The organism is Bifidobacterium asteroides (assembly GCF_003202755.1).
GTDB classification, from domain to species: domain Bacteria; phylum Actinomycetota; class Actinomycetes; order Actinomycetales; family Bifidobacteriaceae; genus Bombiscardovia; species Bombiscardovia asteroides_F.
Genome location: NZ_QGLK01000004.1, coordinates 418,274 through 432,115 on the forward strand (window position 1 = coordinate 418,274; position 13,842 = coordinate 432,115).

Annotated in this window: 10 protein-coding genes and 1 tRNA gene; 5 read left to right on the forward strand and 6 right to left on the reverse strand. The window is 60.8% G+C overall.

The features are described from left to right. Positions 1–1,272, forward strand: a complete 1,272-nt coding sequence (gene purD, locus DKK74_RS05785; RefSeq protein ID WP_110413198.1) for a phosphoribosylamine--glycine ligase — start codon at positions 1–3, stop codon at positions 1,270–1,272. On the opposite strand, the gene DKK74_RS05790 is transcribed toward purD, so the two are convergent. Together DKK74_RS05790 and DKK74_RS05795 are read right to left on the reverse strand one after the other, a co-directional pair. Next, entirely contained in the window at positions 1,269–3,416 is a 2,148-nt protein-coding gene (locus DKK74_RS05790) for an LTA synthase family protein (RefSeq protein ID WP_110413199.1), read from the reverse strand. The two genes, purD and DKK74_RS05790, sit on opposite strands and share 4 nt — an antisense overlap. Positions 3,417–3,541: 125 nt before the next feature. Beyond that, complete coding sequence (locus DKK74_RS05795; protein WP_110413200.1) at positions 3,542–4,462, reverse strand: metal ABC transporter solute-binding protein, Zn/Mn family; 921 nt, start codon at positions 4,460–4,462, stop codon at positions 3,542–3,544. Between the two features lie 219 nt (positions 4,463–4,681). On the opposite strand from DKK74_RS05795, the gene DKK74_RS05800 reads away from it, so the two are divergent. After that, a complete protein-coding gene (locus DKK74_RS05800) occupies positions 4,682–6,046 on the forward strand; it encodes an alpha/beta hydrolase (RefSeq protein ID WP_110413201.1) in 1,365 nt (454 codons plus the stop codon). A 54-nt stretch (positions 6,047–6,100) separates the two neighbouring features. Next, complete coding sequence (locus DKK74_RS05805; protein ID WP_110413202.1) at positions 6,101–8,686, forward strand: bifunctional lysylphosphatidylglycerol flippase/synthetase MprF; 2,586 nt, start codon at positions 6,101–6,103, stop codon at positions 8,684–8,686. On the opposite strand, the gene DKK74_RS05810 is transcribed toward DKK74_RS05805, so the two are convergent. The 3 genes from DKK74_RS05810 to purE all read right to left on the reverse strand — a co-directional run bounded on the left by DKK74_RS05810 (position 8,658) and on the right by purE (position 10,827). Further along, positions 8,658–9,101: a Fur family transcriptional regulator gene (locus DKK74_RS05810; protein ID WP_110413203.1), complete on the reverse strand. Its 444-nt coding sequence runs from the start codon at positions 9,099–9,101 to the stop codon at positions 8,658–8,660. The genes DKK74_RS05805 and DKK74_RS05810 overlap by 29 nt on opposite strands. 69 nt (positions 9,102–9,170) lie before the next feature. Then, the gene (gene purK / locus DKK74_RS05815) at positions 9,171–10,337 is read right to left on the reverse strand and encodes a 5-(carboxyamino)imidazole ribonucleotide synthase (RefSeq protein ID WP_110413204.1); all 1,167 of its coding nucleotides are present in this window, start codon (positions 10,335–10,337) and stop codon (positions 9,171–9,173) included. Next, positions 10,321–10,827, reverse strand: a complete 507-nt coding sequence (gene purE / locus DKK74_RS05820; RefSeq protein WP_110413205.1) for a 5-(carboxyamino)imidazole ribonucleotide mutase — start codon at positions 10,825–10,827, stop codon at positions 10,321–10,323. The genes purK and purE overlap by 17 nt, the downstream gene beginning before the upstream one ends. Before the next feature lie 179 nt (positions 10,828–11,006). Between purE and DKK74_RS05825 the strand changes: the two genes are divergently transcribed. Then, entirely contained in the window at positions 11,007–12,884 is a 1,878-nt protein-coding gene (locus tag DKK74_RS05825; RefSeq protein WP_110413206.1) for a 1-deoxy-D-xylulose-5-phosphate synthase, read from the forward strand. 44 nt (positions 12,885–12,928) lie between these two features. Beyond that, positions 12,929–13,005, forward strand: a tRNA-Arg gene (locus DKK74_RS05830). 196 nt (positions 13,006–13,201) lie between these two features. Here the strand turns inward: DKK74_RS05830 and DKK74_RS05835 are convergent. After that, entirely contained in the window at positions 13,202–13,822 is a 621-nt protein-coding gene (locus tag DKK74_RS05835; RefSeq protein WP_110413207.1) for an NUDIX hydrolase, read from the reverse strand. Between the last annotated feature and the right edge of the window lie 20 nt (positions 13,823–13,842).

Consider the following 13,842-nt stretch of genomic DNA (forward strand, 5'->3'; position numbering starts at 1 on the left):
ATGGCGGACAAGGTACTGGTCATCGGGTCGGGAGCCAGGGAGCACGTCATCGCCACCACCCTGCTGGCTGGGCCAGGAGTGGATCGGGTCTGGTGTGCCCCGGGCAACCCGGGCATGGAGCCAGACGGCATCAGCCTGCTGCAAGAGGATTCCTCGCAGCCTGAAAAACTGATCGCCGCAATACGCGAACTGGGAATCGACTGGGTCTTCGTCGGACCCGAGGCTCCTTTGACGGCTGGATTGGTCGACGAACTGCAAGCTGCCGGCATCCCCGCCTTTGGTCCCACCAAGGCTGCGGCCCGCATCGAGGGATCCAAGGGCTTTGCCAAGGACCTGATGCGCAGGCATGGGATCCCCACCGCCGACTATGCGGTCTTCCATGACCTGGAAACAGCCAAGGACTATGTGCGCTCGCACGGCGCACCGGTGGTCATCAAGGCTGACGGGCTGGCAGCAGGCAAGGGCGTGACGGTGGCCGCAAACCTTGACCAGGCCATGCAAGCCCTGGATGCCATCTTCATCGATCATAAATTCGGGCAAGCCGGAGCCCAGGTGGTCATCGAGGATCAGCTGGTGGGTCAGGAGTGCTCGCTCATGTGCTTCGTCCGGGGCGAGCAGTTCTGGCCCATGCCACTGTCACAAGACCACAAGCCCGCCTATGACGGGGATCGGGGCCCCAACACAGGCGGCATGGGAGCCTACTCCCCTCTGCCTCAGTTCGGACCGGAACTGACCCAAAAGGCTTTGGATGCCATCGTCGCCCCCACCGTCCGCGCCCTGGCCCAGGAAGGCAGTCCTTTCACCGGGGTTCTCTACACGGGGCTGATGGTTACCGACCAGGGTCCTCAGGTCATCGAATTCAATGCGCGACTGGGTGATCCGGAAACGGAGGTAGTCCTGCCTGCCCTGACCAGCGACTTGGGCACGGCCATCCGCACCCTGATGGAGGACGGAGAGCCTCAATTCACCTGGGACAGCTCCCACAGCCGCCTGGGTGTGGTTCTGGCAGCCCAGGGCTATCCCGGCAATCCCAAGACCGGGGTGCCCGTGCCCTTGATCGCTCCGGAGCAGGACCTAAGAGCCTACTACGCCGGAGTGTCCGGCTCAGCTTCAACTGGTCTGACATCCTCTTCGGGAAGGACCGCCCTGGTTGTGGCCCAAGGCGACGACCTGGAACAGGCAGCTCGCCGAGTCTATGACCGGCTGGATGGATTGTCGATGCCCGGCCTCTTCTATCGGCACGACATCGGCCACCACGGCCTGGAAGCCTAATTGGCCGAACTGGTCGAGCTCTCGCTGTCCTTATCCCGGTTTTGCTTCTCCTGGCGAGCTTGCTCCTTGGCCTTCTGCCGGGCGGCATCCGAACGGCGGGTCGGCGTGGTGGTGAAGCCGGTTCCCTGCAGGTAGTGCTTGCCTGCCATGATGTCGTACTGGATCAGCTTGTAGTCATTCAGAAGCTGACGCGTGGCCCGGTCGAAGTCACGGGCGTTCATGGGCTGGCCCTGGGCATCCAGATAGTTGGTCTGCCCTGCGGGTATCCTGTTCCAGTCCTGGATCTGGTTGGCCACCGGAGGCTCAATGGCGCTGATTTTGTCGTGCAACTCGGTGAGGAAGGCCGTGAAGGGCGAGACTTTGGCTCCTATGTGCTCGGCCGCCTGGGCCTGGAAGAAGTTGGGCGATGAATAGGCGCTGTTGCTGACCTGTGCTCCTGAGGAATCCGAGGCCTTGTTGGACCAGATGAAGTAGTCGGTCAGATGCAGGGCCAGGGAGTTGTGCTCGTCCCAGCTGGCCGTGCCATAGATGCCGGGCAGGTGATCCCCGTAGAAGACCACAGTGACCGGCTTGCTCTGGGAGTCCAGACTGTTCAGGAAATCGGCAGTGGCCTGATCGGTCAGACTGACCCCCTTGGCGTAGGTGCGGATGGATTGCATCTCATCGTCGCCTAGAGGCCTGTTGGGGTCGGAGGAGTTGACCGAGAAGTTGTTATCGTCATACCAGTCGTTGTAGGGCATGTGGTTCTGCATGGTGATGACCTCGACGAACTGGTTGCCCTTGTCGTCACCCATCTGCTCCAGGGCGGAATCGTAGGCGGAGCGATCCCCCACATACTGGCTGCGATCGATGCGGTCCTGGTGGGCTATCTGGTCAGGGCCAGTAAGCGAGTAGAAGTGCGAGAAGCCGAACTTCTTGTAGTTTTCGGCCCTGGAATACATTGAGGACTCATAGGGATGGAAGGCCAGAGACCTGGATGGTGACCCCCAGGCCTGATTAACCGTGGGTATCCAGTTCAGGTGAGGGATGACCTGCTGATAGGGAGAGGTCAGCGAGGGATCGAAGTTGGCCATGGACAGGCCAGTCATGGCTTGGAACTCCAGATTGGCCGTGCCGCCGCCGTAGCCGGAGGAGAGCATGAGTCCGCTGGTGGTGCCCTCCTTGATGGATCTGATATGGGGCATAGGGTCCTGATTGAGTGCGACGCCCGGCACCCGTGTGGGATCCGAGAACGACTCGGAGAGGATGTAGACCAGGGTCGACTCGTTCATGTAGGACTTGCGGTCATGGTTGATGCGATCAGCCGAAAGCTGGTAGCGGTGGGCTAGAGACTTCATGGTGGCACGGCTGTAGCCTGCAGGCTGGTCCATAACCTTGGGCCGCAGCTGCCGCGAGAAGGACACGAAGACCCCGTTACGCTGGGCATCATAGACCGAGTCCCACATGGAGGGTATGTCGCCCATAAACTGCGAGAAACGGTAGGCGGGGCTGCCGTAGGTGCCCACAGTGGACATGAACAGTGCCACCACCAGAACCGGGACCAGGACCCCTACCGTACGCAGTCCCGCACCCAGAGGCTTGTTGCCAGTGGCCACCGGACGACCGCGACGGGCATCCATCCGTGTCACCAACCAGCAGAGCACTCCGAGAATAACCAGAGCCACGATTCCCAACCCGATCATGAGCAGGGACCGGGCCGGCAGGAAGGAGACCAGGTTGGCCGCATCGGCATGGAGGAAATCCAAATCCGAGGGCAGGACGGCTTCATACCGCGCACGCACCTTGAAGCGTTCGATGATTGCAATGACCGCGCAGATGGCCAGAATCAGCCCTGATGCCGCCCAGAATCGATTGGTCAGGTAGGCCAGAGCCAGGTAGACCAGGCCCACAGCCAGCATGTTGAGCACCAGGACGAACCGGCGCTGGGTCCACATGGCCGAGATGAAGCCCCAGAAGCCGATCAGCGGGTTGGAAAGCTCTACGCGGGAGCTGTTCAGGGAGACTCCCCACTGCAGGATGCCCACTGACAGGAAGTCGATCAGGATGAAGGCGAGCAGGTAGACCCACCCACGCACCCGAAGACGTCCGGTCATGTTCTGCATCCGGGATGTCCACCGGCCGGGCTGACGCTTACGATCCTTCACCGCTTACTCCTGACTTTGGCGACTGGGCCCAAAGGCCTTTACCGATACCTGTGCCATTGTTCCCATCAAGGACGACAAGCCCCGTGAGAACACCCTTTAGCGAACATGAAGAGGAAGTGGACCCGTCAGGCCTTGGCGCCCGGCACCTGCTGGACCAGGGCGCTGATCCAATCCTCCAGGTTCCGGTACTTATCGGGGCGCTGCTCGCTGACCTCGAACACCGGCACATGGGCTTTATGGGCCTCAATGGCCAGGTCCTTGGATGTTCGGTTGACTTCCTGGGTGTTGAGCACCAACATGTCCAACTGGCCGGATGCCAGCAAATGGCGGAAGGCCACCAGGTCCTCGGGCGAAGGCTCGCTCTCGTTGGCGGCCGCCCGCAGATACCCCTCGGGGGTCAAATCCTCCATGCCCAGATCATGGCAAAGATAGTAGGCAGCCGATTCCGTGGCCGCATAGTGCCGGCCTTGGGTCTGCTTGCGCGCTTTGGCAATCAGATCGTCCAGCCGGGCCTGTCGACCCTGCCAGTCCTGGTAGGCCTTGTCAAAGTCGGTCCCGCGACCTGGGCGCAGCTGCCGGTAGGCCTCATGCACAGCCTTGGCAGCCGCTCTCCTGCTCTGGGAGGAAAACCAGAGATGGGGGTTGTCTCCGGCCTTGTGCCCTGATGCCTTGGATATGTCCACCAGCCGGGCCTGCCCGGTTTCAGCGGCCTTGGCTGCCCAGTCGTCAATTCCGGCCCCGTTGACTATGACCAGATCTGCGCGGCTGATCCGGGCGATGTCTGCCGTTGTCGGCTCATAGTCATGGGCATCAGTGGAGGTGTTGCTCAGAATAGTATCCACCCGAGCCTGGTCGCCTCCCAGGTCCACGGCCAGGGACTGCCACTGATTGATGCTGGTCACCACTTGCAGAGTGCTGGACTTTGCAGCTGACGAGGATGATTCGCTCTTCCCGCAGCCAGTCAGACATGTCAGCAGGGTCAGTCCGGCCAGCAGGCCTGCGGCCAAGGCTCGGGTCCGACGGAAGCGTGTACTGCTGGAGTGCATGGATGGGGATTCCTTCCTGGCGGCGGCGCTATATGGGCCTGTTGCCGTACCTGCCGAACGTTACTGAGATTGATTATCAATAAATCTACCATAGACGAACCCGTGACCGGGATCCGGGGATTCGGGCCTGTCAAGAATGAATGCCTGCCTAAATAGTCTCCGTGAGCCCGAACATTCCCTATACTGAACTGCGGATGTATTTTCCTTGGAAGGAATGGCATGGGTGCATGGCTGGCAAAGGTCCATCTGACCCAGGGGTGGCTGCCTGCGTCACTGTTTGCATTGACGGCCTTGGCCCTGATCGTGCTGACGCTGACCGGACTGACACACGGACGCTGGCGGACCCTGCTGCGGCAGGCGGCCATTGCCCTGGGCATAGGAGCCTTGGGACTGTTGGCCACCTGGCTGGTCTCCGATGTCTTCATGCTCTTCGGCGTCTCCCTGGGCTGGATGGTTATCATCAGCGTGGCCTTGGGCTTTCTTGCCGTGGGGTTCGCCGTCTGCATCCTGATCACCGCCCGGGGGTGGCGCCGGATCCTGGCCGCACTGACCGTCCTGCTTTGTCTGCTTTCCACCGGGCTTCGCGTGGATATCATCTACGGCGAATTCACCACCTTGGGGTCCCTGTTCAGCGTCTCCCTCTACCCTGATTACCGAGACCACAAGGCAGCCAGACCGGCCATGAGCGTGGCCCAGTGGCGATCCCTGGCATCTAAGGGCGAGCTGCCCTCGTATCCGAGTGCCGGCCGCTCCTATAGCATGCTCATCCCCAACGGGCGCTCCCGGTTCGCGGCCCGGCCAGCTGATGTCTACCTGCCGCCCGCCGCCTTGAGCGACAGACCGCCTGCACTGCCTGTATTCGTTCTTCTGGCCGGCCAGCCCGGCAGCCCCGACCGGCTCTTCACGGCTGGAGCCATTCCGGCCATGATGGATGCCTATGCTGCCCGGCACGAGGGCCTGGCGCCAGTGGTGGTTTCCCCCGACCAGAACGGGTCCTCCTCCCACAACAGCCTGTGCGTGGACTCCCCGGTCTACGGGAAGGCGGAAACCTATTTAAGTAAGGACGTGCCCACCTGGATCCGCACAGAGCTGCCCGTCGCCGACCAGCCCCAACAATGGACCATAGGCGGATTCTCCCAGGGCGGGACCTGCTCTACCCAGCTTGGGGCACGGCATCCCGACATCTACGGGAACATGCTCCCAGCCGACGGAGAGCTGGAACCGACCCAGGGTCGGCAAGAGCAGATGATCCGCGACTACTTCGGCGGCGACAAAAGACGCTTCCTGGCCCAGGTCCCAGCCAGGGCCATGCTGGAGCGGGCACCCTCACGCCAGCGCCTGTTCACAGCAGCCGGATCCAACGATAAGGAGTCCCAGCACAATATGATGGTCATTGCCAAGGCCGCCACCCAGGCAGGCATGAAGGTGCAGGCCGTCGTCACCCAGGGCTCGGGCCATGACTGGCACACAGTCAAGACCGCCTGGGAACCCGGGCTGGAGTGGATGGGCGAAGCCATGGGACTAGGGCCAATGTCCCGGCCAATTGCAGATTTTCCGAACATTATCGAAACCAGCCTCGACTGAACCGCCGACAGGCCAAAGCGTTCAAGCAGATAAGCAGAAAGAGCCGCCGTAATCATGGAGACAACGAATAAGGGATCCGGACTTATGGAGCCTTCGGCCAAGACCGTACTTTTGCGGGACTTGACCCGATGGATAAGACGTCACGCCTTTGCTCTGGCTTTCAGCCTCGGACTGGTCCTGCTCAACCTGATCAGCTGGCTGCTGATCTGGCTGTTGCGCATCCCCGGCAGGACACGGCTGGGCCTGCCCTTGTCCGACCTGATCATTCACCAGGCGCCACATCCCGTTCATGGCCAGGGGCGCCCCTCGCTCCTGGTCCAGTTCGCACGGCTGCTGGTATCCCTAGTCATCACCCCCGGTCCTCTGCAACTGGTTATAGATGTGGCCCTGGTCCTGGTTATGCTATGCATCGCCGAGACCCGACTGGGTCGCAGGCGCACCGTGATCACCTCAGTCATCAGCGCGGTAGGCGGTGCGGCTATTGGGCTGGTCATCTGCACCCTGATCAATGCCCTTCAGGACCATTGGGCCTGGTTCATCCGGGTGCCCATGACACTCAGCCCCATCATCCTGGTGGTCGGATCCCTGATGGCATCCATCCCCTTCAGCGACTTCCTCTGGCGGCGCAGAATCGCCACCATAGGCTACACGGCCTTGATCTTGATGGTTTTGTATACCGGCAACCCCGGCTACTATTGCGCCCTGGCGGCAGCGCTGATCGGCCATCTGACCGGCCACCTCTGGCACGGACCGGTCCAGGACGCCAATCCGCGTGGCCATAGCGGCTCCTACGAGACCCGCCACCTGTTGGGAGCCGTCTCCACGGTTCTGGCTCTTGGTCCCCTGGTCACCGTTTCCTCCAGAATCCGTGCAGGATTCTTCACCCCGCTGGGCATGTTCCTGGGTTCGGACCCTGGCGGCAGCGCCGCCCTGTCCCGCTGCCTGGCCAAGAACAACCAGGCCAGCTGCTATGCCCAGTATGGCCTGGTCGCCGGCCGAGCACCCACCAGCGTCTCGTCCTTGATCATGCCCACCCTGGTCCTGCTGGTGGTGGCCTGGGGCATCTACCATGGCCGCCGGGTTGCCGCTGTCACCAGTCTGGTCCTGAACGGCCTGACCATCGTCCTGGCCGTGCTCTATTACCTGGTTTTCCCGCTGACCATCGGCGACGGCCTGCCCCAGGCCATCCGTCACGGTGCTATTCCCTCTCTGCTGATCATCACTCTTCCTCCGCTGATTCTCAACTGTTTCTTGGCGCGCAACCTGCGCATCTTCCTGGTACGGACCAAGGCCTCACGCCTACAGGCAGGCTGGGCAGCCATCGGTCTGGCCTTCCTGGCCACAGCCGTGGGCTATCTGGCCTTCACCGCAGTCAGTCCCGGCTCCTTCCATCCCTGGCCCACCACCAGCAGAGCGCTCTCCCAACTGCCCGAGCTTTACCTGCCTAATGGTGTGGCCTCGCGCTTCCGGCCGGCTCTGGCACCACGTACTCCGACGGGGATAATCGTTAGCCACGGAGTCGGGCTGATCTTCTGGCTGGTGGTCCTGGTAGTCCTGCTCTCCTGGATGCGCAGCTCGGTCATCCAGAACGGCAGCGAACGCCAGGAGGCCGATCGACTGGTCGAGTACGGAGGCGAGAGCATGTCCTTCATGACCACTTGGGAGGGCAACAGCTACTGGTTCTCCCAGAGCGGCCGTTCAGCCATCGCTTACCGGCTCCTGCACAGCATAGCCCTGACCACCACTGGTCCCTTCGGCGATCCTGAGGAATATGCGGATGATCTGGACGAATTCACCCGTTTCTGCAACGCCCATTCCTGGTCACCGGTCTTCTACAGTGTCCACAAGCCCCAGCGTGATCTGCTGGCAGCCAGGGGCTGGTCCACCCTGACAGTCGGCTCGGAGATGGTGGTCACCCCCAGCCTTTGGCAGACCAAGGGCAAGAAATGGCAGGACATTCGCACAGCCATCAACAAGGCCAAGCGCGACAAGATCACCGACGTGCTGACCACATTCAACGACGCCTCCTGGGACGTCCAGTCGCAGATTGTGGACATCTCCGAGCAGTGGGCCGAGCTCAAGGCGCTTCCTGAGATGAAGTTCACCCTAGGTGGCCTGGATGAACTGAGGGACCCGCGCATGGCCATCCTTTACGCCGTGGACGACCAGGGCAAGGTGCTGGCCGTGACCAGCTGGATGCCCACCTACCGCCAGGGCCAGGTGATCGGCTGGACCCTGGACTTCATGAGGCACAGGACCGACAGCCCCAATGGAATCATGGAGTTCCTGATCGCACGGATGGCCGAACGGCTACGCGACCAGGGCACGGCGGAATTCATGAGCCTGTCGGCCGCTCCCCTGGCCGGCATGGACAGCAGCGAAGATCGCACTGCCTTCCTGCAGCATGCCCTGCATCTGGTGGCCGACCTGATGGAACCGGCCTATGGCTTCCGATCCCTCTTCTTCTTCAAGAAGAAGTTCCAACCCAGCGAGCACCCGGTCTATATCTGTTATCCCGACCCGGCTCAGCTAGCCCAGATCGGACTGGCTGTAGTCCAGGCCTACCTGCCTAATCTCAAGGCTTCGCAGGCCTGGGATGCCATCAAGACCATCATGCCCAAGGGCCGGGAGGATCGCTGACGTCCGCCTGCTCGAAGCGGTCCCGACAGCTGCTGCACAGGCCGTAGACCTCCAAGGTGTGCGAGGAGACCGTAAAGCCATGCTCAGCCGCCACGGCCTTCAACCAGCCATCGTCCGGCGGGCTGATCTCCACGGTTCTTCCGCAGCGTTCGCAGACCAAATGGTGATGATGCTTCCGCTGGGCCAGGCAGACCCGGTAGAGGTGGATGCCTCCGTGCTCAATGCAGTCCAGGCTGCCGGACATATGCAGGGAACCCAACTGTCGATAAACCGTGGCCAAGCCGATTCGCTGGCCCGAATCGCGAAGAAGCTTATGCAGCTCCTTGGCTGAGACGAAGTCGTTCTGGGACTGAAGAATCCTCCAGATAGCGTTCTTCTGCCGCGTCCGGCGGCCGACCGATGAGCCAGCGTTCATGATTAGACACACTCCTTGGGCTCCACCAAGCCTACATCCGGATTGCCAGAACAGATGTGAGGATTCAGTTCAGTCCAGGTCGGACCAGCAGCCTGTGGCCTCCAAATCCTTGGCCGTCTTCTCCAGATCGTCAGTCAGCACCGTCAGATGCCCCATTTTGCGGTCGGTGCGCACTTCAGCCTTACCATAATCATGCAGGAACCATTCGGGGTGTTCACCAAGCAACCTTCTGACCGGGGCCACATGCTGGCCCAGAACGTTGACCATGACCGCCGGGCTGAGCAGACGAGGATTGGGCAGGGGCCACCCGGCGATGCCCCGAACGTGGGCATCGAACTGGTCCATGGAGCAGGCCTCGATAGTGTAATGACCGGAGTTATGGGGGCGCGGGGCCAACTCGTTGACCACTAAACCGCCATCAGGCATGACAAAAAGCTCAAGGGCCAAGGTTCCGGCCAACTTGAAGCCGTCAGCCAAAGTCAGGGCCATGTCACGCGCGCGGTCGGCCATTTCAGGCTCGACTTGGGCCGGCGCCAGAGTCATGTGCAGTATGTTGTGACGGTGCTCGTTGCGCACCATTGGGAAGGTGACATAGTCCTTCCCGTTGCCTGAGACCAGTATGGAGGCCTCGAATGCGAAGTCCACGAACCCCTCCAGCACGGAGGGCGGGAAGTCCTGGCCCTTGATCCGCGCTTTCAGGGCCTGAAGATCCTCATTAGTGCGCAGGACCGCCTGGCCGTGGCCGTCATAGCCGCCGGTTCGCGTCTTGAGCACGGCGGGCATTCCCAGCTCTTTCAGAGCCGTATCCAGCTGATCAAGACTGTCAACCTGCCTCCAAGGGGCAGTATCAATGCCATGACGGTTGATAAAGGTCTTCTCGTGGACCCGGTCCTGAGTGACCCTGAGCAGATCAGTTCCTTGGGGGATGGCCACTCGGTCCCTCACCTGATCCAATGCGTCGGCATCCACATTCTCGAATTCGTAGGTGAGCACATCGCTGCGTTCAGCAAGCCTTTTGATAGCGTCGAGATCGCCATAGTCGGCAGTCTCTTGGAAGTCAGCCACCTGAGCCGCGGGAGCATCAGGCGTGGGATCCAGCACACCGATGCGGAATCCATGGTAGCGGGCGCTCAGGGCCATCATCCGTCCCAGCTGACCGCCGCCCACGATCCCGATGACGGACCCCGGCTCCAGGTGATCAATCCTCCCCTTGGTCTCCTCAGACAAGCTTGGCATTGGACGCCTCCACGGATCGAGCCAGCTCGGCACGGTAGTCATCCAGGGCCTGAGCCAGTCTTGAGTCATTAATGGAGAGAATTGAAGCTGCCAGCAGGCCGGCATTGGTAGCCCCGGATGCCCCTATGGCCGTGGTCGCCACAGGGATACCGGCGGGCATCTGCACGATGGACAAGAGCGAATCAACCCCGCTCAGTGCATGGGACTTCACTGGCACCCCAATGACCGGCAGCGTGGTCTGGGCCGCCACCATACCAGGCAGGTGGGCTGCTCCGCCAGCCCCTGCAATGATGACTCCTATACCCTGGCTCCGGGCCTGATGTGCGAACTCCGCCATACGCCCAGGTGTGCGATGGGCGGAGATTACCTCCTTGGTGTAGACGATAGCGAACCGGTCCAGCATCCGGCAGGCTTCCTTCATCGTCTCCCAGTCGCTTGATGATCCCATGATCACTGCGACGCGTGCCCCTTCATGTGTATTGTCAGCCATCGGCCCTCCAATGTTCATGCACATTTGATACTACGCAAGGCCGGGGAGAAGCCGACCAATCGTGACGGTCCTATGGATGTAAAGGCCGGGCCTGGTGAACATCAGGCTTTCAGCAGCTTCAAGCCGCCGCTCCAGACCTAGAATCATTGGATTGCATTACAGAAACAGACAGGAGGGTTATGGGCAAGCTTCTGGACAGCATCGACTCCCCAAAGGATCTGAAGGTTCTCTCCTTGGAAGAGCTGAATCGACTGGCCGACGAGATCCGTCAGCTGCTGATCCGCTTCTGTCGACGTCACGGCGGTCACCTGGGCTCCAACCTGGCCACCATCGAGCCCATCATCGCCCTGCACTACGTCTTTGATATGCCTCATGATCATCTGATCTTCGATGTCTCTCACCAGGCCTATACCCACAAGATCCTGACCGGTCGGCGCCAGGCCTACACGGACCCTGAGTCTCAGGAGGATTTGTCCGGATTCACCTCACCCAAGGAGAGCCCCTACGACGACTTCATGCTGGGGCACACCGGCACCTCCATCGGCCTGGCCTGCGGGATGGCCGCCCAGCGGGATGCGACCGGCGGCAAGGCCAACATCATCGCCTTCATCGGGGACGGGTCCCTGAGCAGCGGACCGGCCTTCGAAGGGCTGGACTGGGCTGCTGAACAGGGCGGCAACCTGATTATCGTGGTCAATGACAACGAAATGTCCATCGCCGAGAACCACGGAGGACTCTACAAGAGCCTGGCGGACCTCCGTGCCAGCGGGGGACACAGCTCAGACAATCCCTTCCGTGCCCTTGGGCTGGACTACTGCTACGTGGAGGAGGGCAATCGTATTGAGGACCTAATCGAGGCCTTCCGTCGGGTCAAGGACACCGATCATCCGGTGGTGGTCCATATCCACACTCGCAAGGGCCTGGGGCTGGGCCAGGGCAGCCAGGGGCAGATTGGCCCGATTTCCATGGCCCAGAGCGATGCAAACACGGCTCATATGACTTCCCTGCCTGATTTGCCCGCCGAAGGCCCAGTGGAGACCAACCACTGGCAGGACGGTTTGGACTCTCTGGGTCGCCTGCCCAACTCACGAAAGACCTACGGAAGAATGGCCATGCAGGCTCTGGAGGCCAGATTCCCACAAGAGCCGGGCTTAATGGTCATCTCCCCAGCCACGCCGCTGTCAAACGGCATCGACCCCGACTTCCGCCAGCGGGCCGGAAACCACTATCGGGACGTCGGCATCGCCGAATCCCATGCGATAGCCTATGCCGCGGGCATCGCCAAGGCAGGAGGCACACCCGTTGTCGCCACCTCGGCCACCTTCTTCCAGAGGGCCTACGACCAGATCGAGCAAGAGATGGCCTTGAACGGCAGTGCAGTGACCCTGCTGATTTTCTCCACTGGGGTAACCAAAACCGATGCCACGCATTCAGGTACGGCCGACATGGTCATGATGCGGGGCATACCCGGACTGACCTGCCTGGCTCCGACCAGTGGGGCCGAGTTTCTGGACATGCTGGCCTGGGCCACTGGCCCGGCTCGGCAGCCGGTGGTCATCAGGGTGCCCGGCGAGCGCACGCTGGCTACAGAAAGGGCCGGCAAGCAGATAGCGCCAGCAACCTCCAATCCCGCGGCCGAAAGCCAGCCTTGGGATCGTTATCGTATCCTGCAGGAAGGCAGGACAGTGGCCCTGCTGGCTCTCGGCGATGCCCTGCCCCTGGGCCGTGACCTAGCTGATTCCTTGGAGGCGTCCATGGGGCTGAAGCCCACGCTGGTGGACCCACATCGCTATGACCGCCTGGATGAGCAGACCCTAGATGCCCTGGCCAGCACCCACTCCCTGGTGGCCACCATCGAGGACGGCCAGCTGGACGGCGGCTGGGGACAGGCCGTGGCCGCCTACTACGGACCTGCACAGGTTCGCACCCTGGCCTTCGGAGCAGCCAAGGAGTTCAACGACCGGGTTCCCCAAGCTACCCTGCTGGAAAAGTATGGCATGACCGTTCCTGCAATGACTCAAGCCATCTCGGATGCCCTTGTCGACCAGGCTTCATAAATTTGACCCGCCGGTGGACCCAAACGGGTATAATAAAAGGGTTTGGCCCCGTAGCTCAGCTGGATAGAGCAACTGACTTCTAATCTGTAGGTCGAGAGTTCGAATCTCTCCGGGGTCACCAATAGTGCTTCTTGCTTGTGCACCAGAAGCAGGAAGTCGATTTGAGTTCATACCTCATAAATGAATGAGTAAGACGATTCGCAGTAGTTGACGACTGCTGACAAGGGTTCGTTCATTGTTGGCGATTTGTCATATCAAGCACACAAGCAGTCCAACTTCGCTCAGCCAACCACACATACACAAATCGCGCTACGAACTCACTGCCTGTGCTTATCAATCTCTCGTATTGAGAACGCAGCTATGGTAAGCCCATCAATCATTCGTCCATCACTGATCATATTGGTAATATCAGCTGACCGCAGCCATTGGAGATCCTCTAGTTCCCAATCACCGCCTTGATTGACGCTATCGACTACAGGAATAGATGAAATGTCATCAAGCCGTATTTCCATCACCCGCACGTCGTCTTGAAGTACCCCGGCATCGGCATGAAGCCTATGCAACTGACGGACGGCGTCAGGCTGAGCCCGCAATCCGGTCTCTTCATGCAATTCACGAATGGCTGTGGTTTGAGGATTCTCGCCTTGCTCTCCCATGCCTCGCGGAAATTCCCACTGCCAGTCTTCCACAGCAACCCGCCAGTGCCGCGCTATCAGATAGAAGTCCTCTCCTTCTCGTTCTGCGACTGTCACGCAGATCACGCCTGGTTGACCCTGCTTGACAGACGCTACGTGCAAAGTCATGTCGGCACCCGTGTCCTTTACCTTGACATCCACAGCAGTCACGGTAAAGTCGGCTCCCCCGGCTTCCTCGAAGACTTTTCTACGCCTTATTTCCTGCAAAGGACACCTGGACCTTAGCTCATCAGCGTTTTTCACAGTCACCTTCCTGGTCGATG

Coding starts and splice junctions, on each gene's coding strand:
- DKK74_RS05795 (WP_110413200.1), bottom strand. CDS start 4,462: ATGCACTCCAGCAGTACACGCTTCCGTCGGACCCGAGCCTTGGCCGCA.
- DKK74_RS05810 (WP_110413203.1), bottom strand. CDS start 9,101: ATGAACGCTGGCTCATCGGTCGGCCGCCGGACGCGGCAGAAGAACGCT.
- DKK74_RS05805 (WP_110413202.1), top strand. CDS start 6,101: ATGGAGACAACGAATAAGGGATCCGGACTTATGGAGCCTTCGGCCAAG.
- purE (WP_110413205.1), bottom strand. CDS start 10,827: ATGGCTGACAATACACATGAAGGGGCACGCGTCGCAGTGATCATGGGA.
- purK (WP_110413204.1), bottom strand. CDS start 10,337: ATGCCAAGCTTGTCTGAGGAGACCAAGGGGAGGATTGATCACCTGGAG.
- purD (WP_110413198.1), top strand. CDS start 1: ATGGCGGACAAGGTACTGGTCATCGGGTCGGGAGCCAGGGAGCACGTC.
- DKK74_RS05825 (WP_110413206.1), top strand. CDS start 11,007: ATGGGCAAGCTTCTGGACAGCATCGACTCCCCAAAGGATCTGAAGGTT.
- DKK74_RS05800 (WP_110413201.1), top strand. CDS start 4,682: ATGGGTGCATGGCTGGCAAAGGTCCATCTGACCCAGGGGTGGCTGCCT.